Source organism: Pseudomonas sp. FBCC-B1667 (assembly GCF_059133255.1).
In genome coordinates, this window is sequence record NZ_CP101437.1 from 6,487,873 (window position 1) to 6,513,478 (window position 25,606).

The window sequence follows — 25,606 nt, forward strand, 5'->3', positions numbered from 1 at the left end:
AGACACGACAAAGGGCGCCTTGCGGCGCCCCATGGCCCTGCGTTCAGGCCCCCTCAACCTTACGCGTCAACAACTCAACAAACGCCTTGGCCATCGGCGACTTCTGATCCTTGCGCTGCACCAGCCACACTGCTGACACCGCCGCCGGATCCAGTAACGGTCGATACACCACGCCATCGATGCGCATCCGTTGATACGACGCCGGCAGCACCGACACGCCCAACCCCGCCGCGACCAACCCGATAATCGTCATCGCCTCGCCCGCCTCTTGCGCAAAGTGAGGACTGAAGCCGGCATCACGGGCCAGGCTGAGCAATTGTGCGTAGAGGCCACTGCCGTAGCTGCGTGGGAAAAATACGAAAGGTTCGAGTGCCAGTGCTGACAGGAACAATCCGTCCTCACTGCCGTTGACCAATGGGTGCTTGGAGCTGAGCACCGCCACCAGTGGCTCGCGCATCAACTCCACGACGCTGAGGGAGTCCGGCAACCCCAGCGGCCGCATGATGCCGACCTCGATTGATTCGTCGACCAACGCATCGGCGACCTGGGTGCTGCTCATCTCCCGCAAATTCAGGTGCACGGCCGGGAAGCGCTGGCGGAACGAAAAAATCGCCTGGGGAATGGTCGAGTTGAACGGTGCCGAGGAGGTGAAGCCGATCTTCAGTTCACCGAGCTCCCCCAGTTGCGCACGCCGCGCCACGTCGGCGGCTTTGTCGACTTGCGCCAGCACCAATCGCGCCTCTTGCAGGAACAACCGACCGGCTTCGCTGAGCTCGACCCGACGATTGGTTCGCTCGAACAAGCGGGCGCCAACCTCGGCCTCCAGTGCCTGAATCTGTTGACTCAGCGGCGGCTGAGAGATGCCCAGCACTTGAGCGGCGCGGCCAAAGTGCAGTTCTTCGGCGACGGCGATGAAGTAGCGCAGGTGACGCAGTTCCATGAAAACCCCATTAGGTCGTAAAAGCTCTCAAACAGGTCGAACAATATATTGGATTGAATCATTAGGCAGCTATATGATTTTTTCATTGCCTGCCCGGCTGCGTCTCTCCGAGGTCCATCGTGAAAACTGCTGTCGCTCCACTCGCCCATGAAGTTCCGCCGGCTGCGGCTGACGATGTCGTCGCCGAGCTGAAGGAGATTTACATCGAAAAAGGCACGCCGATGTTCATGCGCACAGTGCTGGCGCTGTTCTCCGGCGGCTTCGCGACCTTCGCGCTGCTCTACTGCGTGCAACCGATGATGCCGCTGCTGTCCCACGAATACTCGATCAACGCGGCGCAGAGCAGCCTGATCCTGTCGGTGGCGACGGGCATGCTCGCTATTGGCCTGCTGATCACCGGGCCGATCTCCGACCGCGTCGGCCGAAAACCGGTGATGGTCTCCGCGTTGTTCGCTGCCGCGCTGTGCACCATGGCCAGCGCGATGATGCCAAGTTGGGAAGGCGTATTGATCATGCGCGCACTGATCGGATTGTCGTTGAGCGGTCTGGCGGCGGTCGCCATGACGTACCTGAGCGAAGAGATCCACCCGCAGCACATCGGTCTGGCGATGGGTTTGTACATCGGCGGCAACGCGATTGGCGGGATGAGCGGACGTTTGATCACCGGCGTATTGATCGACTTCGTCAGCTGGCACACGGCGATGCTGGTGATCGGTGGCCTGGCCCTGATCGCGGCAGCGGTGTTCTGGAAAATCCTTCCCGAGTCGCGCAACTTCCGCGCTCGCTCGCTGCACCCGCGCAGCTTGCTTGACGGCTTCACCATGCACTTTCGCGATGCCGGTTTGCCGCTGTTGTTCCTTGAAGCCTTTGTGCTGATGGGCGCGTTCGTCACGCTGTTCAACTACATCGGTTATCGCTTGCTGGCCGAGCCGTATCACATGGAGCAAGCCTTCGTCGGACTGCTCTCGGTGGTGTACCTGTCGGGAATCTACAGCTCGGCGAAGATCGGTTCGCTGGCTGACAAACTGGGTAGGCGCAAAGTGCTCTGGGCGACAATTGTGCTGATGCTCGCCGGCCTGGCCCTGACCCTGTTTACCCCGCTGCCGGTGGTGATCATCGGCATGCTGATCTTTACCTTTGGCTTCTTTGCCGCGCACTCCGTGGCCAGCAGCTGGATCGGTCGACGGGCGACCAAGGCCAAAGGGCAGGCGTCATCGTTGTACCTGTTCAGCTATTACGCGGGGTCGAGCATTGCCGGGACGGCGGGCGGGGTGTTCTGGCACTTGGGCGGGTGGAACGGGATTGGGGTGTTTATTGGCGCGTTGCTGGTGATTGCGTTGCTGGTGGCGTTGAAGCTGGCGAAGTTGCCGCCGTTGCCGGGCACTGCACAGGTTTAGCCACAACTGCGCCCTAGCGGTAATCGCGAGCCAAGGTACACTGACGACATTCGCCAGTCTTGGTAAAGGGAAGCCAGAATGCGCCTGGACCGTCTCCACATTCAGAATTTTCGTTGCTACGAAGATGCCACTTTCGACTTTCAACCGGGTTTCAATCTGGTGGTGGGGGTTAACGGGAGTGGGAAGACTTCGTTGTTGCAGGCGGTGGCTGTTTCGTTCATCGAGTATGCGAACACCATAAAGCTGCAGTCCATCGGCTTAGCCTTGGATGATGTGCGTTTTGTCATAAACAAATTTGAAGGCCGTAGTCGCTTCGAACGGCAGTTCCCTCTGCTACTAGAAGCACAGGGCGAGATATTGGGAGTCAAAAAATGGGAAACCACTCAAGCGAGCGAGTACTCCCCGCCTCTCGTAACTGATGAATTGCAGTTCGCGACAGATAAAGAGCTCGTGAAATTCGACCTTGGTGAAAGGATCGAGTTACCTGTTCTCGTTTTTTACCGATCCAATCGTCAGTGGAAAGGCGCAAATGTTTCTGCCGAGCTTGCCGCACAACAAAGAATCTCTCGCCTAGACGGATATACGAATTGGTTTGACGCAGTTACCGATTTGAAAGACTTCGAAAGTTGGCTCATCGGTAAGACGCTTGAGCGAATGCAAAACTTGTTAGATGCAAAAGCAGCACTGGCCCCATTCGATGACGAACTGGCATGGGTCAATCAAGCAATTGAGATAGCGCTGCCAAAAACCAAAGATCTTCGCTACGACCTTAGACTTCAGAGCTTATTGATCGATGTTGAAGGAGAGAGAACCATTCCCTTCAACAATCTCAGTGATGGCCAAAGAGGCATGGTCGCGCTCTTTGCCGACATCGCTCGCCGTATGTGCATCCTCAACCCACACATGGGCAAGGACGTACTGAAAAATACCTCAGGCGTAGTCGTCATCGACGAACTGGATATTCATCTCCACCCGGCATGGCAGCGCACCATCGTACCGGCGCTGAAGCAGGCATTTCCCAAAGTCCAATTCATAGCTGCCAGCCACTCTCCTCAAATCATCGGCAGCCTGAAACCCGAAGAAGTCATTGTATTGAACAACGGCGATGCGTCTCACCCACGTGTCACCTACGGCCTGGACTCCAGTAGCGTACTTGAAGAGGTCATGGACGTTGCGCAACGCGAGCCCGAAATTGAAACATTGCTCTCCGAGCTGTTTTCAACTCTTGAAGACAACGACCTCAAAAAAGCAAAATCACAACTTGAAGCACTGAAGAAAAAAGCCCCGGACCTTCCAGAGTTCGCCGGTGCCGAAGCGTTGATCAGGCGCAAGGAGATCCTTGGAAAATGAAGCGAGTGCTCAAAGGAATTGAACCCGCTTTATTTACAGAATGGAAAAATTCGGCAAACGATGAGTGGTCGCCCACTTACTCAACGCTGCAAAACCCGCAAAAACGGGACCTTCACAACAGCTTATTACTCGAACAAGGGTTTCTCTGCTGCTACTGCGGTAGAGAAATAGAGGCAACCTCCAGTCATATCGAACACTTCAGGCCTCAAGAACACTTTGAGGAGTTGGCATTGGAGTATCAAAACCTCCATGTCTCATGTCTGCGTGAAACCCAGCCAGGTAATCCCTTGCACTGCGGCCACCGCAAGGGCAACTGGTTTGATGAAGCTCAGCACATCTCTCCAATGGACGAGCAATGTGAACTGCGCTTCCGATACCTGAGAACTGGCGGAATCCAACCAAAAGAATCTGAAGACCTGCCAGCAACGAAGATGATTGAAGTACTGGCACTGGACATCGCCTACCTCAACAACCGCCGTCAGAGCACCATCCGGCTGCTGTTCGATGACGAATTCATCACCCATGCCAGTGAAGAAGACCTGACCCACCTCGTTGCGGTAATTCGCTCTACCGATATCGGTGACCAAAAACCTTTCGACCACATCATCGCCCGCTACGCCGAACAACTCCTCGGCCACTGAAAGCCAACACAAACAAAAACGCCCGGCATTAGCCGGGCGTTTTCATTATCGGACGAGGATCACTCGTGATACTGCGCCGACAGCTCATGCACCGCGCGCAAGAACGCACCCGCATGTTCCGGATCAACTTCCGGGGTGATGCCATGGCCCAGGTTGAACACATGACCGCTGCCTTTGCCGTAGCTGGCGAGGATGCGGCCGACTTCGCTGCGAATGGCTTCTGGTTTGGCGTATAGCACGGTCGGGTCCATGTTGCCTTGCAGCGCGACTTTGCTGCCGACGCGATCACGGGCGCTGCCGATGTCGCAGGTCCAGTCCAGGCCCAATGCATCAGCGCCAGCGTCGGCGATGCTTTCCAGCCACAGGCCGCCGTTCTTGGTGAACAGGATCACCGGCACTTTGCGGCCTTCGTGTTCGCGGATCAGGCCGCTGACGATTTTCTTCATGTAGGCCAGGGAGAATTCCTGGTACGCCGCCGCCGAAAGGCTGCCACCCCAGCTGTCGAAGATCTGCACCGCTTGCGCGCCGGCCATGATCTGGCCGTTGAGGTAACTGGTGACCGTCTGCGCGAGCTTGTCCAGCAGCAGGTGCAAGGCTTGCGGGTTGTCGTAGAGCATGGTTTTGGTCTTGCGGTAGTCTTTCGACGAGCCGCCTTCGACCATGTAAGTGGCCAGGGTCCATGGGCTGCCGGCAAAGCCGATCAGCGGCACGCGGCCATTCAGCTCACGGCGGATGGTGCTGACCGCGTCCATGACGTAGCCGAGGTCTTTGTGCGGATCAGGAATCGGCAGGGCTTCGATGTCGGCCATGGTGCTGACGACTTTCTTGAAGCGCGGGCCTTCACCGGTTTCGAAGTACAGGCCCTGACCCATGGCATCCGGGATGGTCAGGATGTCGGAGAAGAGGATCGCCGCGTCCAGTTGCGGGTAGCGGTCGAGCGGTTGCATCGTGACTTCGCAAGCGAACTCCGGGTTCATGCACAGGCTCATGAAATCACCGGCCTTGGCACGGCTGGCGCGGTACTCAGGCAGGTAGCGACCGGCCTGACGCATCATCCACACCGGGGTCACGTCTACAGGTTGCTTGAGCAGGGCGCGAAGGAAACGGTCGTTCTTCAGGGCAGTCATGTCGGCATCCGGAAAAAAAGTGCGGGCATTTTCTCAGAGCGCGACGCAAAAGGCACGGCAAGCGCCGCACCTTTTGTCTATCGGGTCAATTTGTCGCGGTGAAATCCGGTTTTCGCAACACCGCGAAGCAAATGTGGGAGCGGGCTTGCTCGCGAAGAGGGCCTAACACTCAACATTAATGTCGACTGTTCTACCGCTCTTCGCGAGCAAGCCCGCTCCCACCTTTAATCGCATTTCAAGTCTGGTTAAACACCAAGGTAATCCAGGATCCCTTCCGCCGCATTGCGGCCCTCGAAGATCGCCGTCACCACCAGGTCAGAACCGCGAACCATGTCGCCACCGGCGAAGATTTTCGGGTTGCTGGTCTGGTGTTTGAACTTGCCTTGTTCCGGGGCCACCACGCGGCCCTGGCTGTCAGTCTGGATGTCGACCTGTTCAAACCACGGCGCCGGGCTTGGACGGAAACCGAACGCGATAACCACGGCATCAGCCGGGATGATCTCTTCGGAGCCCGGGATCGGCTCAGGGCTGCGACGGCCACGGGCATCCGGTGCGCCGAGACGGGTCTCGACCACTTTCACGCCTTCGACGCGGTCTTCACCGACGATGGCGATCGGCTGGCGGTTGTAGAGGAATTTCACCCCTTCTTCCTTGGCGTTTTTCACTTCTTTGCGTGAGCCCGGCATGTTCGCTTCGTCACGACGGTACGCACAGGTCACCGACTTGGCACCCTGACGGATCGAGGTACGGTTGCAGTCCATCGCCGTGTCGCCACCGCCGAGTACCACGACCTTCTTGCCTTTCATGTCGACGAAATCTTCCGGCGACTTTTCAAAGCCCAGGTTGCGGTTGACGTTGGCGATCAGGTAGTCGAGCGCATCGTGCACGCCTGGCAGGTCCTCGCCGGCAAAGCCGCCCTTCATGTAGGTGTAAGTGCCCATGCCCATGAACACGGCATCGTATTCCTCGAGCAGTTGCTCGACGGTCACGTCCTTGCCCACTTCGGTGTTCAGGCGGAACTCGATGCCCATGCCGGTGAAAACTTCGCGGCGATTGCTCAGCACGGTCTTTTCCAGCTTGAACTCGGGGATGCCGAAGGTCAGCAAACCACCGATTTCCGGGTTCTTGTCGAACACCACCGGGGTCACGCCACCACGTACCAGCACGTCGGCACAGCCCAGGCCAGCGGGACCGGCACCGATGATCGCGACACGTTTGCCGGTCGGCTTGACTTTGGACATGTCCGGGCGCCAGCCCATGGCGAACGCGGTGTCGGTGATGTACTTCTCGACCGAACCGATGGTCACCGCGCCGAAGCCGTCGTTAAGGGTGCAGGCACCCTCGCACAAACGATCCTGCGGGCACACCCGACCGCACACTTCAGGCAGGGTGTTGGTCTGGTGCGACAGCTCGGCGGCCTGGAGGATGTTGCCCTCGGCCACCAGCTTCAGCCAGTTCGGAATGAAGTTGTGCACCGGGCACTTCCATTCGCAATACGGGTTACCGCAACCCAGGCAGCGGTGGGCCTGATCGGCCGAATGCTGGGGTTTGAAGGGTTCGTAGATCTCCACGAACTCTTTCTTGCGTTGACGCAACAGTTTCTTCTTCGGATCTTTGCGCCCGACATCGATGAACTGGAAGTCGTTATTCAGACGTTCAGCCATTGTTAAAACCTCATCAAACTCTTCAGGCGCATATCACTGCGGGTTGGCACGGGTGCTGGAAAGCAACGATTTCAGGTTGGCAGCCTTGGGCTTGACCAGCCAGAAACGACGCAGGTAGTCGTCGAGGTTTTCAGCGAGGTTACGACCCCATTCGCTGTCGGTTTCCTCGACGTATTCGTTCAGCACGCGTTGCAAGTGGCTGCGATAGGCCTCCATCGCCTCACCGCTGATCCGCTGGATTTCCACCAGTTCGTGGTTGACCCGGTCAACGAAGGTGTTGTCCTGATCGAGCACGTAGGCGAAACCGCCGGTCATGCCTGAGCCGAAGTTGTAACCGGTCTTGCCCAGGACGCAGACGAAACCACCGGTCATGTACTCGCAGCAGTGATCGCCAGTGCCTTCCACAACCGTGTGGGCACCCGAGTTACGCACGGCAAAACGCTCGCCCGCGGTACCGGCAGCGAACAGCTTGCCGCCCGTGGCGCCGTACAGGCAGGTGTTGCCGATGATGGCACTGTCCTGAGTCTTGTAGACGCTGCCCTTCGGCGGAACAATGACCAGCTTGCCGCCGGTCATGCCTTTGCCGACGTAGTCGTTGGCGTCGCCTTCCAGGTACATGTTCAGGCCACCGGCGTTCCACACACCGAAGCTCTGACCGGCCGTCCCTTTGAAGCGGAAGGTGATCGGCGCATTCGCCATGCCTTGGTTGCCATGCTTGCGAGCAATTTCACCGGAGATCCGCGCACCGATCGAACGGTCGCAGTTGCAGATGTCCAGGGCGAAATCGGCGCCACTCATGTCATTGATGGCCGAGGTCGCCAAGTCGACCATTTTCTCGGCCAGCAGGCCTTTGTCGAACGGCGGGTTGCGGTCCACCTGGCAGAATTGAGGCTTGTCTGCCGGAATGTGATCGCTGCCGAGCAACGGCGTCAGGTCCAGGTGTTGCTGCTTGGCGGTCTGGCCTTCGAGGACTTCCAGCAGATCGGTACGGCCGATCAGCTCCTCGAGGGAGCGCACGCCCAGCTTGGCCAGCCACTCACGGGTTTCTTCGGCGACGTAGGTGAAGAAATTCACCACCATGTCGACGGTTCCGATGTAGTGATCCTTGCGCAGCTTCTCGTTCTGAGTCGCGACGCCGGTGGCGCAGTTGTTCAGGTGGCAGATACGCAGGTATTTGCAGCCCAGAGCGATCATTGGCGCGGTGCCGAAGCCGAAGCTCTCAGCGCCGAGAATGGCGGCCTTGATCACGTCGAGGCCGGTTTTCAGGCCGCCGTCGGTTTGTACCCGCACTTTGCCGCGCAGGTCGTTGCCGCGCAGGGTCTGGTGGGTTTCTGCCAGCCCGAGCTCCCACGGAGCGCCCGCATATTTGATCGAGGTCAGCGGCGATGCACCGGTGCCACCGTCGTAGCCGGAGATGGTGATCAAGTCCGCATAGGCCTTGGCCACACCGGCAGCGATGGTGCCGACGCCCGCTTCTGCTACGAGCTTCACCGAGACCAGCGCCTTCGGGTTGACTTGTTTCAGGTCGAAAATCAGCTGCGACAAGTCTTCAATCGAATAGATGTCGTGGTGCGGCGGTGGCGAAATCAGGGTCACGCCCGGCACTGCGTAACGCAGCTTGGCGATCAGACCGTTAACCTTGCCGCCTGGCAGTTGACCCCCTTCGCCGGGCTTGGCGCCCTGAGCGACTTTGATCTGCAGCACTTCAGCGTTGACCAGGTATTCCGGGGTCACACCGAAACGGCCCGTCGCAACCTGCTTGATTTTCGAGCTCTTGATGGTGCCGTAGCGCGCCGGGTCTTCGCCGCCTTCGCCGGAGTTGGAACGCGCACCAAGGCGGTTCATGGCTTCGGCCAGGGCTTCGTGAGCTTCCGGCGACAGGGCGCCCAGCGAGATACCGGCAGAGTCGAAGCGCTTGAGCACCGACTCCAGCGGTTCGATCTCGCTGATGTCCAGCGGCGTGTCGAGGGTTTTGACCTTGAACATGTCGCGGATCATCGACACCGGACGGTTGTCCACCAGCGCCGTGTATTCCTTGAATTTGCTGTAGTCGCCCTGCTGCACAGCGGCTTGCAGGGTGTTGACCACGTCCGGGTTGTAAGCGTGATATTCGCCACCGTGGACGAACTTCAGCAGACCACCTTGCTGGATCGGCTTGCGCGGGCTCCAGGCTTCGGCAGCCAGGGCTTTCTGCTCGGCTTCGATGTCGACGAAACGCGCACCCTTGATGCGGCTAGGCACGCCACGGAAGCTCAGCTCGCAGACTTCTTCAGACAGGCCGATGGCTTCGAACAGTTGCGCACCGCGATACGAGGTGATGGTCGAGATGCCCATCTTCGACAGGATCTTCAACAGACCTTTGGTGATGCCTTTACGGTAGTTCTTGAACACCTCATAGAGGTCGCCCAGCACTTCACCGGTACGGATCAGGTCGCCCAGCACTTCGTAGGCCAGGAACGGGTAAACGGCAGAGGCGCCGAAACCGATGAGCACGGCGAAGTGATGCGGGTCGCGAGCGGTCGCGGTTTCCACGAGGATGTTGGAGTCGCAACGCAGGCCTTTTTCGGTCAGGCGGTGGTGGACTGCGCCCGTGGCGAGCGAAGCGTGGATCGGCAACTTGCCCGGGGCAATGTGACGATCACTCAACACGACCTGGGTACGACCGGCGCGCACGGCTTCTTCAGCCTGATCGGCGACGTTGCGGATCGCCGCCTCGAGGCCGACGCTTTCGTCGTAGTTCAGGTCGATGATCGCGCGCTCGAAGCCCGGACGATCAAGGTTCATCAGCGAGCGCCACTTGGCCGGGGAAATGACCGGCGAGCTGAGGATCACGCGCGAGGCGTGTTCCGGCGATTCCTGGAAGATGTTGCGCTCGGCACCGAGGCAGATCTCCAGCGACATGACGATGGCTTCGCGCAGCGGGTCGATCGGCGGGTTGGTGACCTGCGCGAACTGCTGGCGGAAATAGTCGTACGGCGTGCGCACGCGCTGGGACAGCACGGCCATCGGCGTATCGTCGCCCATCGAACCAACGGCTTCGTAGCCTTGTTCGCCGAGCGGACGCAGCACCTGATCACGTTCTTCGAAAGTGACCTGGTACATCTTCATGTACTGCTTGAGCTGATCGACGTCGTAGAACGCCGAACCGTGGTCGTTGTCTTCCATGGTCGCCTGAATGCGCAGGGCATTCTTGCGCAACCATTGCTTGTACGGATGACGGGACTTCAAGCGGTTGTCGATCGCATCGGTATCGAGAATCTGGCCGGTTTCAGTGTCCACGGCGAAGATCTGGCCCGGACCCACGCGGCCCTTGGCGATCACGTCTTCAGGCTGGTAGTTCCAGACACCGATTTCCGAGGCCAGGGTGATGAAACCGTTTGTGGTGGTGACCCAACGCGCCGGACGCAGACCGTTACGGTCGAGCAGGCACACGGCGTAGCGACCGTCGGTCATGACCACGCCGGCCGGGCCGTCCCACGGCTCCATGTGCATCGAGTTGTACTCGTAGAACGCACGCAGATCCGGGTCCATGGTTTCGACGTTCTGCCACGCAGGCGGAATGATCATCCGCACGCCACGGAACAGGTCGATGCCACCGGTGACCATCAGCTCGAGCATGTTGTCCATGCTCGAGGAGTCGGAACCGACGCGGTTGACCAGCGGGCCGAGCTCTTCCAGGTCCATCAGGTCGTTGGTGAACTTGGTGCGACGGGCCACGGCCCAGTTGCGGTTGCCGGTGATGGTGTTGATCTCGCCGTTGTGCGCCAGGAAGCGGAACGGTTGAGCCAGCGGCCATTTCGGCAAGGTGTTGGTGGAGAAGCGCTGGTGGAACACGCAAATCGACGTTTGCAGGCGCTCATCGCTCAGGTCTGGATAGAAGGCGGTCAAGTCCGCCGGCATCATCAGGCCTTTATAAATGATGGTCTTGTGCGAAAAGCTGCAGACGTAGTGGTCGGCATCGGCGGCGTTGGCCACGGACGAGCGACGACGGGACGTGAACAACTTGACGGCCATGTCCTGATCGCTCAGGCCTTCACCACCGATGTACACCTGCTCGATTTGCGGCAGGCGCTCAAGGGCCAGGCGGCCGAGGACGCTGGTGTCGATTGGCACTTTGCGCCAGCCGACGAGGGTCAGGCCGGCGGCCAGGATCTCGCGGTTCATGTTCTCGCGAGCGGCTTCGGCTTTCACCGGGTCCTGGTTGAAGAAGACCATGCCCACAGCATATTGCTTGGGCAGTGCGACGCCGAAGGTTTCCTGGGCGATGGCACGCAGGAACACGTCCGGCTTTTGAATCAGCAGACCGCAACCGTCACCGGTCTTGCCGTCGGCATTAATCCCACCACGGTGGGTCATGCAGGTCAGGGCCTCAATGGCCGTTTGCAAAAGGGTATGACTGGGCTCGCCCTGCATATGGGCTATCAGGCCGAAACCGCAGTTATCCTTGAATTCATCTGGTTGGTACAGACCTGCTTTCATAGACACTTTCTCACCAGGCTGCCTCTTGTCGAGGCAAATTTCTTTTCAATTCAACCACTTGCCATCCGCGCCGAACGTTCGCCAGCTTTGCGGGGGCAAAAGGGAGGTCATTGTACACACCGACACTTACGCTCACAAATTTGACGACGAACTGTCGCAAATCTATGTCGCATTTGTGAAAGGTTTAAAGCGATCTGCTGTGCTAGTCAAAACTTTTTTTAATTTTGACTGCAACGACTCAAAGACTACTGTGACGCAGACACCACAAGGCACGCGGCCTGGAGGCAGCATGCGCTTGCAGAAATTTTGAGGTGCCGGGAGAGGCGGCCTGGGTAAGGCCGCCGAATCTTCAGCGAGTTGTTGCCAGTTCCTGTTGGACGCTGGCGACAGTGCGAGGCCAAGGTTTACCAGCCTGAACCTTCGCTGGCAAGGCCTTGATAGCGGTAACGGCTGCATCGCGGTTGGCGAAGTTACCGTAGGTGATGACGTAAAGCGGTTTGCCATTGAGGACTTTCTTGAAATAACGGTACTCGCCGCCCTGCTCTTTCACGAAGTTTTGCGCGGTTGCTTCGGAGCTGGTGCCGAGGATCTGCACCACGTAGTTGCTGGTCGGTTGACCGGCGTACCACGTGCCACCCGCAGCCTTGGTGGCAGGCGCTGGCTTCTCGGCAGGCTTGGCGGTGGCCACGACAGCAGGCTTGGCCGGCGCTGGAGCCGGCTTCACGGCAGGCGCAGCCGGGGCTGGCTTGGCGGTGGCGACCTGAGTCGGCGCTGGAACCGGTTTAGCAGCCGGCGTCGGCGCAGGACCTGGCTGAATGCCCGCTGGCGGCGCGACAGTGGTCACGGTTGGTGGAGTCGCGCTGGAGCCTTCGACCGGCACGCCATCGTCACCCTCGGTAATGCCACCGGCTGCTTCAGCCAACGGACCACGCATGACCGGTTGCGAATTGCCGACCAGCGGCAATGGCATCGGCTGCGAGTTACCGGCGAATTCGACGGAAGGTGCACCGCCGTTAGGCTGTGGCGAACCCTGACCGAGCGGCAGTTGTGCCTGTTCGTTGGCAGGTGCGCCGGTGGTCGGTGCTTTGCTGCGGCCTGGCATCAACCAGGCGGCGGCTACCGCGACCACGACTACGGCGGAAATCGCCAATACGTGTTTCTTCGGCATGTTAAACCCCATACTTGGACGCTTCACCGCTGAGCGGCTGGCAATCATGGCTTCGATCATTGCATCGCGGGCAACCTGATTGATGTTGCCAGGCCATCCGTCGGAGCTTTCGTGAATATCAGAGATCTGATCCGCGGTGAAAAGTTCGATACCGCGACCGGCGCCTTCGAGGCGCTGATCCAGATATTCGCGGGTTTCTTCTTCGGTGTAAGGCTGCAGTTCGATCACGTGGAAACGCTCTTCCTCAAGGCTCAGCGCCTCAAGTTGAGCGATCAGCGACGACTCGCCAAACAGGAACACGTGCGGACGACCTTCCGGTGCGCCAGCCGCCAGAGCCATCAGGGCTTCCAGCGCGGACTCGTCGAGCTGCTCGGCGTCATCCACCAGCAAATAGACTTCCTGACCGGTCAACGCGAGTTGCACCACTTGCGCCAGGATCGCGCCGATCTCCGCCTGTTCAACGTTCAGCGATTGAGCGACCTGTCGCAAGATGCCGGCCGAATCACCAGCACCGCGAGCAGATACCACGACGCTCTGCACCGATTGCTTGTTGGTGCTGGCCACCAGAGCCTGACGCAACAGGGTTTTGCCACTGCCTTGAGGGCCCGTGACCACCAGCAGCAACTGGCTGTAACGCGCCAGATGATGCAGCTGCCCCAGCACCGGTTTGCGCTGGGCCGGGAAAAATTTGAAGCCAGGCACCCGTGGAGCAAAAGGGTCATGACTTAACTGGTAATGGCCGAGGAAAGCCTCGTCGGCATGCAAACTAGTCATCGGGATCTTATTAACCTTTCAGCTGAGCCAGGGCGCGGTAATCCGCTCCCAGCGTGGCCTGTAAAATCTCTTTTGGATAATCGTCGGTCACCACCGCTTCGCCCATGTGGCGCAGCAGCACCAGGCGTAAACGACCGTCGATCACTTTCTTGTCAATTGCCATGTGTTCAAGGAAATCGGCTTCGGTCATCTCTTCAGGCGGAATGACCGGCAGGCCGGCACGCTGGAACAGGCGGATACCGCGATCACGTTCTTGCTCGCTGATCCAGCCCAGTCGCGCCGACATCTCCAAAGCCATCACGGTGCCAGCAGCGACAGCTTCACCGTGAAGCCAGACACCATAGCCCATGTGAGTTTCAATGGCGTGGCCGAACGTATGACCGAGGTTCAATGTGGCACGCACACCGGTCTCTTTTTCGTCGGCACCGACCACCGCAGCCTTGGCGGCGCAGGAGCGCTCGATGGCATAGGTCAGGGCGACCTGATCCAGGGCGCGCAGGCGATCAACGTTTTCCTCCAGCCAGGTCAGGAACGGCTCGTCGCAGATCAGCCCGTACTTGATGACTTCCGCCAGACCAGCGGACAGTTCGCGGGCCGGTAGAGTATTGAGGGTTGCGGTATCGATCAGCACCACGTTCGGCTGATAGAACGCGCCGACCATGTTTTTGCCCAGCGGATGGTTGATACCGGTCTTGCCACCCACCGAAGAGTCGACTTGCGACAGCAACGTGGTCGGCACTTGAATGAAATCTACCCCGCGCTGGTAGCAGGCGGCGGCAAAGCCGGCCATGTCACCAATCACGCCGCCACCCAAGGCGATTACGGTGGTGCGACGGTCGTGCCGTGCCGTCAGCAGGCCATCGAAAATCAGTTGCAGGGTTTCCCAGGTCTTGAAGGCTTCGCCGTCAGGCAGCACAACGGAGATAACCGAGAACTGCGCCAGACTGCGGGTCAGACGTTCGAGGTAGAGCGGTGCAACGGTCTCGTTGGAAATGATCGCTACTTGCCGTCCGCGAATATGCGGGGCCAGCAGCTCAGACTGATCCAACAAACCTTCGCCAATGTGAATCGGGTAGCTGCGCTCGCCTAGATCGACCTTGAGTGTCTGCATGTGTCCCCACAGTGAAGATGAATCAGGCGTCCTGCCTTTATTTATCGAATGTCCACGGCGCCTGCTGGTGTGACGCCGTTCGGTAGCCATCTGCCACAACCTTGAGCGGTCATGACAGGACGCCGAGGATAGCGCATTTCGCGCTGCGCATTAACGGGGCGGTAGTTGCTGCAAGCGTTCGAGGATGTCGAGCACCACCATTCGCGGCGGCCGCTCATCGGTTTCAACCACCAGGTCGGCGATTTCCCGATAGAGCGGATCGCGGATCGCCAGCAGGTCCCGCAGGGTCTTGGCCGGATCGGCAGTGCGCAGCAGGGGGCGATTGCGGTCGCGGGCGGTTCGGCCGACTTGCTGCTCGACAGAAGCATGCAAGTAGACCACCCGACCACCGGCATGCAGCGCCCGACGATTGGCTTCGCGCATGACCGCACCGCCGCCAGTCGCCAACACCACGCCATCGCAGCCGCACAGCTCGGCAATCATCGCCTGTTCGCGGTCACGAAAGCCCGGTTCGCCTTCTTTATCGAAAATCCACGGGATATTGGCGCCCGTGCGCAATTCAATTTCCTTATCGGAATCTTTGAACGGCAGGCGCAGCTCTTTGGCCAGCAACCGGCCGATGGTGCTTTTACCAGCGCCCATCGGTCCAACAAGAATCAAATTTCGCACAGAATCAATGACTCACAGCAATCGCCTGGTTGTTCATGATACGCGGAGTGAGAAATACCAGCAGCTCGGATTTTTTCTCCGAAACCACGTCACGCCGGAAAAGGCGGCCAAGATACGGCACATCGCCGAGAAATGGCACCTTATCTACAACCTTGCTCTGAGTATTTGAGAAAACCCCGCCAATGACGATGGTCTCGCCATCGTTGACCAGGACCTTGGCGTTGACCTCGTTTTTCTTGATCGGCGGCACATCCTGGACCTTGTTCAGGTAGTCCGGTTCGTCCTTGGTGACCTTGACCTCCATGATGATCCGGTTATCCGGAGTGATCTGCGGCGTCACTTCCAGCGACAGCGAGGCCTCCTTGAACGACACCGAAGTCGCGCCACTGGAGCTGGCTTCCTGGTAGGGAATCTCCGTGCCCTTGAGGATTTTTGCGGTTTCCTTGTCGGACGTGACTACCTTGGGCTGCGAGACGATTTCGCCGTTGCCGGTTTTCTCCATCGCCGTCAGCTCCAGATCGAGCAATACGTTGTCGGTGATGAACGCGATGCCGATGCCCGAGGTACCGCCTGCTGCGCCCATGTCGACAAACGGGGAGTTGGTAGTGGAGCTCTCCGGCGTTCCAATGGTCCTCGATTCGCTGGCCCCGGATGTGCTCCAGTTGCCCTTGTTCCGCACCGAACCACCCCAGCGGACGCCGAGGCTTTTGTCGTAATCAACATTGGCTTCGACAATTCGCGCTTCGATCATCACCTGGCGAACCGGGATGTCCAGTTGCGTGACGATACGACGAAGTTCGTCGAGGCGGTCCTGAGTCTGGTAGGCAATGATGTTGTTGGTGCGATCATCCACCGTGATCGATCCCCGCTCGTCGGCTTTTGCCTCGGCACTGGTCACCGAAGTGAACAACTTGGCAATGTCGGCAGCCTTGGCGTAATTGACCTGCAACAGTTCGCGACGCAGCGGAGCCAATTCGGCAATCTGCTTCTGGGATTCCAGTTCCTGTCGCTCCCGTGCGGCGATCTCATCGGCCGGTGCCACCAACAGCACGTTGCCGATCTTGCGCTTGTCCAGGCTTTTGGTTTTCAGCACCAGATCCAGCGCCTGGTCCCACGGCACGTTCTGCAACCGCAACGTGATGCCGCCCTGCACGGTATCGCTGGCCACCAGATTGAGGTTGGTGAAATCGGCGATCAGTTGCAGTACCGAGCGCACGTCGATGTCCTGGAAATTCAGCGAGAGTTTTTCACCTGTGTAGGCGAAGCGCTCTGCGTGGCGCTTTTGCAGATCGTCGGCGGTCATCGGCCGGATGCTGACGGTCAGCTTGTTGTCGGTCTGATAGGTCGAATAGTCGAAGGCACCGCCGGGCTCAATGGTGATGGTGGCCCGGTCGCCGGTAGCGACGGCGTTGACGAATTGCACCGGAGTGGCGAAATCCTTGACGTCGAGGCGCACGCGCAACTTTTCGGGCAATTGGGTCCTGGCGAAACCGAGGATGATCTTGCCTTCGTGCTCCTGGATGTCCGGCGCGATGGACGGATCCGACAGGTCGATGACCACATTGCCTTCGCCCTGGGTGCCGCGCTGGAAGTCGACGCCGCGAATGGACTTGCTCGAAGGGGCGTAGGTTTTAGCCGGTGCCGGTGTTGCAACCGCAGCGCGAGGCGCCGGTTTCGATGCCTTGCTGCTGGCGCCCCGGCCAACGACCACCAACAGATTATTGCCTTCGACCCTCGCGTTATACGGAGTCAGCTGCGTCAGGTTAATGATCAGTCGCGTGCGGTCGTTGGCCTCGACCACCGTGGCACTGCGGGCATTGCCGCCTCCCAGGTCGCGAGTCTTGCTCTTCAACTGACTGACCACCCCGGGCAGGTCCAGTGCAATCCGCGCCGGTTGCTCGGTGGTGTAACCGTCCGGTATCGGTGGTGGCCCATCGAAAGACAGTTTCAACTCGACGCGATCACCCGGCAGCGCGGCAACATCCAGCGCTTTGAGGTTGGTCGCCAGCACCATCGGAGACACCAACGCTATCCATAGCGAAATGCCGAGGGTTGTGAAAGTCCTGTTCATTATTCGAGTTCCACTATGAGTGCTCTTTCAAAGGAAGGGTCCGTGGGCGTTCCAGCCAGGCACCTTCGCCATCGGGAACAATTTCGACCACATCGACTTGTGAGCCGCTGATGGCGACGATCCGTCCGTCGTTACGCCCCAGGTAATCGCCGACTTTCAGCCGATGCACCCCGCCTGCCCCGCGCAACAGCGCGAAGGTGCCGACGGCATTGGAGATCGTGCCAACCATTTCAAACTGTTCGATATTGAATCCTTCGAGGTACTGCTTGACCCGATTGAGGTCGGGTTTGACGTTGCTCGATCCACGTTTCTGGCCGGCCAGGTCCGCCCTGACTTGCCGGGAAAACGGGCTGCGCAGATTGGCGGCGTTGTAGGTGAACGTTGGGTAAGACCGAAACGTCGGCGTTGGTTCAATTTTGCCTGGGGCTCGCAAACGCACTTCGTTCATGTAGGCATCCAGGTCGCCAACATCGTTGTCGCCGCCGCATGCAGCCAGGCTGGCGAACAACACCATCATTGATACACAACGAACCGGACTCATTTCTGCGCCCCGTTATCGTTGTAGCGGTAGGTCTTGGCCAGGATGCTCATGCGCAACTTCGGACCACCTTCAGGGCTGGCCGGGGCGATGTCGAAATCATGCAGCGTCACGATCCGGGGCAGCCCGGCCACGCCACTGACGAAGGTCGCCAGGTCGTGATAGGCGCCAGTTACCGTGATCTGGATCGGCAGTTCGATGTAGAACGGCTGGGTGACTTCCGGCAGCAGTTTGATCTCTTCAAACTCCAGTCCACTGCCCAGGCCCGTGCGGGTGATGTCCTCCAGCAGGCCGGGAACCTCAGTGTCGCTGGGCAATTGCCGCAGCAGCACACCAAAGGAGGCCTCCATCTCTTTCATTTGCCGGGTGTACAACTCCAGATTCGCCGCCATGTGGGCTTTGGTCGCGAATTGCTCCTTGAGGGTCGACTCTTCTTCGCGTTTGAGAATGAGCTGGTCTTCGAGATCACCGAGGTAAAAGGTGTACCCCAACGCCAACACCAATAGCATCAGCAGAACACCTGCCACGGCCTTGATCGCTGGCGGCCAGGAACCCATGTTGCTGGTGTCCAGATCGTTCAGATCAACATTGCGCAACCCTTCCAGCCACTGTGACGGACTCATTGATCGCCCTCCATGGCAGCGGGTTGTGTCTGTCGAACGGTCAACTGAAAGACATTGGCCTGGTCCAGTTGACCGGCGGTCATCGCCTTGACCTCGGTCAGACTCGGAGCATCGAACCAGTCGGACGCATCCAGGTTGCGCATCAGGTCCGACACACGATTGTTTGACTCCGCCGCGCCTGTGATGGACAGGGTCTTGCCGACCATTTTCACTTCGGTGAAATACACACCGTCCGGCAGCGCGCGCGCCAATTGATCGAAGATCCGCCCATTGATCGACCGATTGCCTTGCAGGTCCTGAATAATGCGCATGCGCTCGACCAGTTGCTGGCGTCGGGCTTTCAGATCACTGATCTGTGCGATCCGCTCGTCGACCACTGCGATCTGCTTGCCGATGTAGGTGTTACGGGCAGTCTGCCGATCGATGGCGCCACTGATGATCTGATCCGCGACCAGTACGGCCACCACGGAGCACAGCAGAACGCCGACCAATGCCAGCAAAAAGCGTTTGCGCCGTTCTTCTCGCAGCTCTTCGCGCCAGGGTAAAAGATTGATCTTCGCCATCAGTCGAAACTCCTGAGGGCGAGCCCGCACGCAATCATCAAGGCCGGCGCATCGCTGGCCAGGGCGCCGGCATTGACCTTGCTGCTCAGGGCCATATTGGAGAACGGGTTGGCCACCTGGGTCGGCGTGTCCAGGCGCTGTTCGATCAACTGGTCCAGTCCCGACACCGACGCCGTGCCACCGGCCAGCAGAATGTGATCGACCGCGTTGTACTGGCCAGAGGCAAAGAAGAACTGCAACGAGCGCGAAACCTGTTGCACCAGTGCCTCGCGAAACGGTTGCAAGACTTCGCTGACGTAGTCGTCGGGCAAGCCACCCTGCTTCTTCGCCAACCCGGCCTGCTCGACCGTCAGGCCATACCGCCGCTGAATTTCTTCAGTCAGTTGCCGACCACCGAACAATTGCTCGCGGGTGTAGATGATCTTGCCGTTGTGCAGCACGCTGAGGGTGGTCATGGTCGCGCCAATGTCCACCACCGCGACCGTCAGGCGCTCCTGAGAAGCGGCCAGTTGTGTCGAGAGCAAACCGAAGGAGCGCTCCAGCGCGTAAGCCTCGACATCGACCACGCGCGCGGTCAGGCCAGCCAGGGCCAGAGCCGCTTCACGCACTTCGACATTTTCCTTGCGACAGGCGGCCAGCAGCACATTGACCCGTTCCGGGTTACGCGCGGAAACGCCCTGGACCTCGAAATCGATGGCGACTTCATCCAATGGGTAGGGAATGTACTGATCGGCCTCGATCTTGAGCTGGTTTTCCATCTCGTCGTCGGAAAGACCGCCGTCCATCTCGATGGTCTTGGTGATCACCGCCGAACCGGCCACCGCCACCGCAACACTCTTGAGGCTGGTTCTGGCCTTGAGCAGCACGCGAGAAAGCGCCTGCCCGACACCCTCGAGTTCAGCGATGTTTTTTTCGACTACCGCATTGGCCGGCAACGGCTCTACCGCGTACGCCTCGACCCGATAACGGTCACCCTGACGACTCAGTTCCAGAAGCTTTACCGACGTGGAACTGATGTCGATCCCCAACAGCGTGTTGGCTTTTTTATTGAAGAGTCCCAGCACTGCCCATTCCCTATGACTATCCGTGTCTTACGGACTCTGTAATATCCGTTGCGTTCATTACCTCCCGTCTTGACAGAAGCGCCAATGACGCTCCCCACGGAAAAATGCTTATAATGCCCAGCGTTTTTTTCCGGTTTTTACTTCAAGCGCGGGTTGTTCCCTGTATATCCGAACCCTGATGCCTCATTCATTTTTTGCCCTGGATGTCCAAAAGCCTTGATTCGTCTGCTGAAATTTTTCGGTTGGTCCATCGTTGCCGTTTTCTGCGGACTGCTTCTGGGTCTGAGTGGCGCCTTCCTTTACCTTAGTCCCGGATTGCCGTCCGTGGAGGCGCTGAGAAGCATCCAGTTGCAGATTCCTTTGCGGGTCTACAGCAGCGATAACAAATTGATCGCAGAATTTGGCGAAATGCGCCGTACTCCGATCCGTTTCGCCGACATTCCCCCCAATTTCATTAATGCGTTACTAAGTGCTGAAGACGACAATTTCGCCAATCACTATGGCGTCGACCCTAGCAGCCTGATGCGTGCCGCGACCCAATTGGTCAAAAGCGGACACATTCAGTCTGGCGGCAGCACCATCACCATGCAGGTGGCGAAGAACTTCTTCCTGACCAGCGAACGCAGCTTCTCGCGCAAAACCACCGAAATCCTTCTGGCCTTGCAGATCGAACGGCAGTTGACCAAGGACGAGATCCTTGAGCTGTACGTCAACAAGATCTACCTGGGCAACCGCGCCTACGGCATCGAAGCCGCCGCGCAGGTTTACTACGGCAAATCAATTCGTGACGTCAGCCTCGCCCAGATGGCGATGATCGCCGGCCTGCCAAAAGCCCCGTCGCGCTTCAACCCGCTGGCCAACCCGGCCCGCAGCAAAGAGCGCCGCGACTGGATTCTGGGGCGCATGTACAAACTCGGGAAAATCACCGAAGCGGATTACACCACGGCGATCAACGAGCCGCTGAACGCCAGCTATCACGTGCCGACGCCGGAAGTGAATGCACCGTACATTGCCGAAATGGCCCGGGCCGAGATGGTCGGACGTTATGGCAGCGACGCTTACACCGAAGGTTTTCGCGTGACCACGACCGTGCCGAGCAATCTGCAGGAAATGGCCAACACCGCGGTTCACGAAGGCTTGATGACGTATGACCAGCGCCATGGTTACCGCGGGCCAGAGTCGCGCCTGCCGGGCAAGACGCGCGAAGCCTGGGCTACCGAGCTGACGAAGCAACGCACCATCAGCGGCCTTGAACCCGCCATCGTGACTCAGGTCGACAAAAACGGCCTGCAAGTGATGACCCGCACCGGTGACGAACACGTCGGCTGGGACAGCATGAAGTGGGCACGTCCGTTCCTGAACACCAACAGCATGGGCGCCAATCCGAAGCAGCCGTCGGATGTGGCTCAAGTCGGCGATTTGATTCGCGTGCAGCGCCAGCCGGACAATTCGCTGAAATTCAGCCAGATCCCTCAGGCGCAGGGCGCGTTGGTATCCCTTGATCCGCAGAACGGCGCCATTCGTTCGCTGGTCGGCGGTTTTGCCTTCGAGCAGAGCAACTACAACCGTGCCTTGCAGGCCAAGCGCCAGCCAGGCTCAAGCTTCAAACCGTTCGTTTACAGTGCGGCGCTGGATAACGGCTACACCGCCTCCAGCCTGGTAAACGACGCACCGATCGTGTTTGTCGACGAATACCTGGACAAGGTCTGGCGTCCGAAGAACGACACCAACACCTTCCTCGGCCCGATCCGTCTGCGCGAGGCGCTGTACAAGTCGCGTAATCTGGTGTCGATCCGCTTGCTGCAAGCGATGGGCGTTGGCAAGACGATCGACTACATCACCCGCTTTGGCTTCAACAAGCAGGACCTGCCGCCCAACCTGTCGCTGGCGCTGGGCACTGCGACCCTGACACCGATGGAAATTGCCACGGGCTGGAGCACCTTCGCCAACGGCGGCTTCAAGATCACCCCATACATCATCGACAAGATTGAAAGCCGTAACGGCGACACGCTGTTCGTCGCCAACCCGCCAAGCGTTCCTCAGGGCGATGCCGCGACCAGCGGCATTGCTGCGCCGGCCGCACAGGCGTTTACGGTCAACGCAACACCGGGTGAGGCACCCGCCGCGCCGAGCACTGCGCCGCCAACGCCGGCCGTTGCCGAACGCATCGTCGATGGCCGCACGACTTACATCCTCAATAGCATGCTGGAGGACGTGATCAAGCTTGGTACCGGCCGGCGCGCACTGGCTTTGGGACGTGGCGACATTGCGGGCAAGACCGGTACGACCAACGAATCCAAGGATGCGTGGTTCTCCGGCTACAACGCCGATTACGTGACCACCGTCTGGACCGGTTTCGATCAGCCTGAAAGCCTCGGTCGCAAGGAGTTCGGCGGTACCGTCGCGCTGCCGATCTGGATGAGCTACATGGGCGCCGCCCTCAAAGACAAGCCGCCACATACGCAGCCAGAGCCGGAAGGCATCCTGAGCCTGCGGGTTGACCCGGTCAGCGGTCGTGCCGCCAGCCCAGGCACGCCAGGCGCGTACTTTGAACTGTTCAAGGCCGAAGACACGCCACCGTCGGTGAATGAGCTGGGTAACGGCACAGCGCCGGGCAGCCCGCTGCCAGCGGATGAAGCAGCACCGATCGATTTGTTCTGATCGGGTAGCGCAACGTAAAAGCCCCGCCTTCGAGAGAAGAGCGGGGCTTTTTGTTGCACTGATCGTTCCCAAGCTCTGCGTGGGAACGATCACCTGCCAGACATGAAAAAGCCCCGACTCATACGAACCGGGGCTTTTTGGTTGAAGCGCTACAACGGCTTAGCCGTTGAACACGTCATCCACGCTTTTCAGCGGATAGTTCTTCGGATACGGCAGGGTCGCTACGCCGGTCTCGATGGCGGCTTTAGCCACAGCATCAGAAATCAGGGTAATCAGACGGGCATCCATTGGTTTCGGAATGATGTACTCACGGCCGAATTCCAGCTTGATGCCGCCGTAGGCGTCGCACACTTCCTGGGGAACCGGCAGCTTGGCCAGTTCACGCAGGGCGTTGGCCGCAGCCACTTTCATTTCTTCGTTGATGCGCTTGGCGCGAACGTCCAGGGCACCACGGAAGATGAACGGGAAGCCCAGTACGTTGTTGACCTGGTTCGGGTAGTCCGAACGGCCGGTCGCCATGATCACGTCGTTACGGGTGGCGTGTGCCAGTTCCGGGGCGATTTCCGGATCCGGGTTGGAGCACGCGAACACGATCGGGTTTGGCGCCATCGACAGCAGGCCTTCAGCGCTCAACAGGTTCGGACCGGACAGGCCGACGAACACGTCAGCACCGGTCAGCGCGTCAGCCAGGGTGCGCTTGTCGGTCGCGTGAGCGAAGACAGCCTTGTACTGGTTCAGGTCGTCACGGCCGGAGTGGATCACGCCGGTACGGTCAACCATGAAGATGTTTTCGATGTTGGCGCCCATGCTCACCAGCAATTTCATGCAGGAGATGGCGGCCGCACCAGCGCCCAGGCAGACGATCTTGGCGTCAGCGAGGGTTTTGCCAGCGATTTCCAGGGCGTTGATCATGCCGGCCGCGGTAACGATCGCAGTGCCGTGCTGGTCATCGTGGAATACCGGAATGTCGCACTGCTCGATCAGAGCGCGCTCGATCTCAAAGCACTCAGGTGCCTTGATGTCTTCCAAGTTGATGCCACCGAAGGTGATGGAGATGCGCTTGACGGTGTCGATGAAGGCTTGCGGGCTTTCGGAGTCGACTTCGATGTCGAAAACGTCGATGCCGGCGAAGCGCTTGAACAGCACGCCTTTACCTTCCATCACAGGCTTGGAAGCCAATGGGCCGAGGTTACCCAGGCCGAGAATCGCGGTGCCATCGGAAATGACTGCAACCAGGTTGCCTTTGCCGGTGTATTTGTAGGCCAGCTCAGGATCGCGGGCGATTTCGCGTACTGGTTCGGCTACGCCGGGGCTGTAGGCCAGCGACAGGTCGCGGGCGGTAGCGGTGGCCTTGGTGAGCTCGACGCTCAGCTTACCTGGACGAGGATGGGCATGATATTCGAGAGCGGCAGTTTTCAAATCAGACATGGGGGCATTCCGCTTTTACTGTTGGACAGACTGGTCAGCGAGGATACGCGCCTCGCAAAATCCCCACAAGACTGACCGGTCACCCCTGTCAAGCGCCCTGCCCTAGGACTTTGGACCAAGAGCCGCGGAACACAAGGGATAGACTGTTCACAATCAACAGTAAAAATGTCTACAATTTTTTCTTATCGCGCGGTTTGCAGCATCGAACGATCGGTGAGCGGCAGAAGCCAGCGTGCCTGTCCGGATTTCAGCCCTCCGCGACGTGAACGGTCCAATACCCAGCCACGCGCCTCGATTTGCTTGCCTTTCAGGTTTTCCAGCGCCGGTACATCGAACTGCCCTAGCAAATTGGGTGCAACACGCAATACAACCGAATCCTGCAACTCGATCCAAACCCCGCCGCGATTGCGCTGAACCTTGCTCACACGACCGCTGAGTACAGCGAAGCCGGAAACGTTGATCTGCTCCGCTTTCAGTACAGGAGATTGCTGCCAAACCCCAAGTCCGGCCTGTCGGGCACTGTGTTCGGCGGCTTGCTGGCAATTGACCAGATCGACATTGGGCGCGACCGCCACTTGGAATCCAAGGCCTTCAGCGAGCATCTGCGCTTCGAGATTGGCCCCGTTGGCGCCATAGACATGGGCCAGCATGCGGCCGTAGTGATCCTTGCTGTCTTTACCCGGCAGCAAGCCGACACGGCCATCACTGGCCGCCACCAGCGCTTCAAGACGTTTGCGCGCGATCACGGCAAACGGTTCGTCGGAACGGCCCTGCTTGCCCAGTTCAGGCGTATTCAAGCCGATCATGCGCACACTGCGGCCATCGCTCAAGCGCAAGGTGTCGCCATCCACTACCCGCTGCACCGTGACAGACGCCAGTCCGCTCGGCGTCGGGCAGAATGCCTGGGCGCCGGACAGCCAAATCGCGGACACAAAAAAGGCGCCCGCGAGGGACGCCTTTTTCAACAGCAAGGAAAAGCCCATCGGGCCCTTCAACCTTACTCTGCAGCAGCTGGAGCTTTCTTGCCGAAAGCGCCGAAACGGTCTGCAAAGCGCTGTACACGACCGCCAGTATCCAGAGTCTTCTGCTTACCGGTGTAGAACGGGTGGCACTCGTTGCATACGTCGATCGCCAGAGGCTTGGCCAGGTTCGAACGAGTTTCGAACTTGTTGCCACAGCTGCAGGTAACTGCGGTGATTTCGTATGTTGGATGGATATCGGCTTTCATGATGATTCCTCAGGCTAGCGTGCCGCCACTCAACACTATTGTTGAATACCGCACGTAATTAGGCCGCGGATTCTACCAGACATTGCCAATCACGCAAGCTGTCGCTGAGA

At 59.1% G+C, this 25,606-nt stretch carries 19 protein-coding genes; 4 read left to right on the forward strand and 15 right to left on the reverse strand.

Translation table 11 applies throughout. From position 1 onward, the window contains the following. Positions 1 to 43: 43 nt before the first annotated feature. Complete coding sequence (locus NL116_RS29930) at positions 44 to 940, reverse strand: LysR family transcriptional regulator (RefSeq protein WP_494375199.1); 897 nt, start codon at positions 938 to 940, stop codon at positions 44 to 46. Between the two features lie 119 nt (positions 941 to 1,059). Here NL116_RS29930 and NL116_RS29935 point away from each other — a divergent pair, with 119 nt between their 5' ends. The 3 genes from NL116_RS29935 (at position 1,060) to NL116_RS29945 (ending at position 4,328) form a co-directional block, all read left to right on the forward strand. Further along, positions 1,060 to 2,337 carry an MFS transporter gene (locus tag NL116_RS29935; protein ID WP_494375200.1) on the forward strand — a complete coding sequence of 426 codons (1,278 nt, stop codon included), beginning with the start codon at positions 1,060 to 1,062 and terminating at the stop codon, positions 2,335 to 2,337. 78 nt (positions 2,338 to 2,415) lie between these two features. Next, positions 2,416 to 3,687 (forward strand): AAA family ATPase, encoded by a 1,272-nt coding sequence (locus tag NL116_RS29940; protein ID WP_494375201.1) that lies wholly within the window; start codon positions 2,416 to 2,418, stop codon positions 3,685 to 3,687. Then, a complete protein-coding gene (locus tag NL116_RS29945) occupies positions 3,684 to 4,328 on the forward strand; it encodes a retron system putative HNH endonuclease (RefSeq protein ID WP_494375202.1) in 645 nt (214 codons plus the stop codon). Before NL116_RS29940 ends, NL116_RS29945 begins: the two co-directional genes overlap by 4 nt. Before the next feature lie 59 nt (positions 4,329 to 4,387). Here the strand turns inward: NL116_RS29945 and hemE are convergent, their stop codons facing one another. From hemE to NL116_RS30000, 11 genes are all read right to left on the reverse strand, one after another. Then, positions 4,388 to 5,455, reverse strand: coding sequence for a uroporphyrinogen decarboxylase (gene hemE / locus NL116_RS29950; RefSeq protein WP_494375203.1), 1,068 nt, complete (start codon positions 5,453 to 5,455; stop codon positions 4,388 to 4,390). 245 nt (positions 5,456 to 5,700) lie between these two features. Beyond that, entirely contained in the window at positions 5,701 to 7,119 is a 1,419-nt protein-coding gene (locus tag NL116_RS29955; protein WP_494375204.1) for an FAD-dependent oxidoreductase, read from the reverse strand. 33 nt (positions 7,120 to 7,152) lie between these two features. Beyond that, positions 7,153 to 11,598 carry a glutamate synthase large subunit gene (gltB, locus tag NL116_RS29960; protein WP_494375205.1) on the reverse strand — a complete coding sequence of 1,482 codons (4,446 nt, stop codon included), beginning with the start codon at positions 11,596 to 11,598 and terminating at the stop codon, positions 7,153 to 7,155. 349 nt (positions 11,599 to 11,947) lie between these two features. Continuing rightward, a complete protein-coding gene (locus NL116_RS29965) occupies positions 11,948 to 13,540 on the reverse strand; it encodes an SPOR domain-containing protein (RefSeq protein ID WP_494375206.1) in 1,593 nt (530 codons plus the stop codon). 10 nt (positions 13,541 to 13,550) lie between these two features. Further along, positions 13,551 to 14,651 (reverse strand): 3-dehydroquinate synthase, encoded by a 1,101-nt coding sequence (aroB, locus tag NL116_RS29970; protein ID WP_494375207.1) that lies wholly within the window; start codon positions 14,649 to 14,651, stop codon positions 13,551 to 13,553. Between the two features lie 150 nt (positions 14,652 to 14,801). Beyond that, a complete protein-coding gene (gene aroK / locus NL116_RS29975) occupies positions 14,802 to 15,320 on the reverse strand; it encodes a shikimate kinase AroK (protein ID WP_027922095.1) in 519 nt (172 codons plus the stop codon). Positions 15,321 to 15,324: 4 nt separating this feature from the next. After that, positions 15,325 to 17,391 carry a type IV pilus secretin PilQ gene (locus NL116_RS29980; protein ID WP_494375208.1) on the reverse strand — a complete coding sequence of 689 codons (2,067 nt, stop codon included), beginning with the start codon at positions 17,389 to 17,391 and terminating at the stop codon, positions 15,325 to 15,327. Between the two features lie 13 nt (positions 17,392 to 17,404). Next, on the reverse strand, positions 17,405 to 17,932 hold the full coding sequence (locus NL116_RS29985; protein WP_494375209.1) for a pilus assembly protein PilP: 528 nt from the start codon (positions 17,930 to 17,932) through the stop codon (positions 17,405 to 17,407). Next, positions 17,929 to 18,552, reverse strand: a complete 624-nt coding sequence (gene pilO / locus NL116_RS29990) for a type 4a pilus biogenesis protein PilO (RefSeq protein WP_494375210.1) — start codon at positions 18,550 to 18,552, stop codon at positions 17,929 to 17,931. Before pilO ends, NL116_RS29985 begins: the two co-directional genes overlap by 4 nt. Next, positions 18,549 to 19,115 (reverse strand): PilN domain-containing protein, encoded by a 567-nt coding sequence (locus NL116_RS29995; RefSeq protein ID WP_494375211.1) that lies wholly within the window; start codon positions 19,113 to 19,115, stop codon positions 18,549 to 18,551. The genes pilO and NL116_RS29995 overlap by 4 nt, the downstream gene beginning before the upstream one ends. Further along, the gene (locus NL116_RS30000) at positions 19,115 to 20,179 is read right to left on the reverse strand and encodes a pilus assembly protein PilM (protein ID WP_494375212.1); all 1,065 of its coding nucleotides are present in this window, start codon (positions 20,177 to 20,179) and stop codon (positions 19,115 to 19,117) included. Before NL116_RS30000 ends, NL116_RS29995 begins: the two co-directional genes overlap by 1 nt. Before the next feature lie 219 nt (positions 20,180 to 20,398). Between NL116_RS30000 and NL116_RS30005 the strand changes: the two genes are divergently transcribed. Continuing rightward, positions 20,399 to 22,840 carry a penicillin-binding protein 1A gene (locus NL116_RS30005; RefSeq protein WP_494378157.1) on the forward strand — a complete coding sequence of 814 codons (2,442 nt, stop codon included), beginning with the start codon at positions 20,399 to 20,401 and terminating at the stop codon, positions 22,838 to 22,840. Positions 22,841 to 22,999: 159 nt separating this feature from the next. Here NL116_RS30005 and NL116_RS30010 read toward each other — a convergent pair whose 3' ends face one another. The 3 genes from NL116_RS30010 to rpmE form a co-directional block, all read right to left on the reverse strand. After that, positions 23,000 to 24,268, reverse strand: coding sequence for a malic enzyme-like NAD(P)-binding protein (locus NL116_RS30010; protein ID WP_494375213.1), 1,269 nt, complete (start codon positions 24,266 to 24,268; stop codon positions 23,000 to 23,002). Positions 24,269 to 24,450: 182 nt separating this feature from the next. Further along, positions 24,451 to 25,251 carry a thermonuclease family protein gene (locus NL116_RS30015; RefSeq protein WP_494375214.1) on the reverse strand — a complete coding sequence of 267 codons (801 nt, stop codon included), beginning with the start codon at positions 25,249 to 25,251 and terminating at the stop codon, positions 24,451 to 24,453. 14 nt (positions 25,252 to 25,265) lie between these two features. Beyond that, positions 25,266 to 25,496, reverse strand: coding sequence for a 50S ribosomal protein L31 (gene rpmE / locus NL116_RS30020; RefSeq protein ID WP_007899231.1), 231 nt, complete (start codon positions 25,494 to 25,496; stop codon positions 25,266 to 25,268). Positions 25,497 to 25,606 lie beyond the last annotated feature (110 nt).

Bases quoted from the DNA above. Each gene is read 5' to 3' on its own strand.
- NL116_RS29930 (WP_494375199.1), bottom strand. From the start codon at position 940: ATGGAACTGCGTCACCTGCGCTACTTCATCGCCGTCGCCGAAGAACTG.
- NL116_RS29940 (WP_494375201.1), top strand. From the start codon at position 2,416: ATGCGCCTGGACCGTCTCCACATTCAGAATTTTCGTTGCTACGAAGAT.
- NL116_RS29945 (WP_494375202.1), top strand. From the start codon at position 3,684: ATGAAGCGAGTGCTCAAAGGAATTGAACCCGCTTTATTTACAGAATGG.
- hemE (WP_494375203.1), bottom strand. From the start codon at position 5,455: ATGACTGCCCTGAAGAACGACCGTTTCCTTCGCGCCCTGCTCAAGCAA.
- NL116_RS29955 (WP_494375204.1), bottom strand. From the start codon at position 7,119: ATGGCTGAACGTCTGAATAACGACTTCCAGTTCATCGATGTCGGGCGC.
- gltB (WP_494375205.1), bottom strand. From the start codon at position 11,598: ATGAAAGCAGGTCTGTACCAACCAGATGAATTCAAGGATAACTGCGGT.
- NL116_RS29965 (WP_494375206.1), bottom strand. From the start codon at position 13,540: ATGACTAGTTTGCATGCCGACGAGGCTTTCCTCGGCCATTACCAGTTA.
- aroB (WP_494375207.1), bottom strand. From the start codon at position 14,651: ATGCAGACACTCAAGGTCGATCTAGGCGAGCGCAGCTACCCGATTCAC.
- NL116_RS29980 (WP_494375208.1), bottom strand. From the start codon at position 17,391: ATGAACAGGACTTTCACAACCCTCGGCATTTCGCTATGGATAGCGTTG.
- NL116_RS29985 (WP_494375209.1), bottom strand. From the start codon at position 17,932: ATGAGTCCGGTTCGTTGTGTATCAATGATGGTGTTGTTCGCCAGCCTG.
- pilO (WP_494375210.1), bottom strand. From the start codon at position 18,552: ATGAGTCCGTCACAGTGGCTGGAAGGGTTGCGCAATGTTGATCTGAAC.
- NL116_RS29995 (WP_494375211.1), bottom strand. From the start codon at position 19,115: ATGGCGAAGATCAATCTTTTACCCTGGCGCGAAGAGCTGCGAGAAGAA.
- NL116_RS30010 (WP_494375213.1), bottom strand. From the start codon at position 24,268: ATGTCTGATTTGAAAACTGCCGCTCTCGAATATCATGCCCATCCTCGT.
- NL116_RS30015 (WP_494375214.1), bottom strand. From the start codon at position 25,251: ATGGGCTTTTCCTTGCTGTTGAAAAAGGCGTCCCTCGCGGGCGCCTTT.
- rpmE (WP_007899231.1), bottom strand. From the start codon at position 25,496: ATGAAAGCCGATATCCATCCAACATACGAAATCACCGCAGTTACCTGC.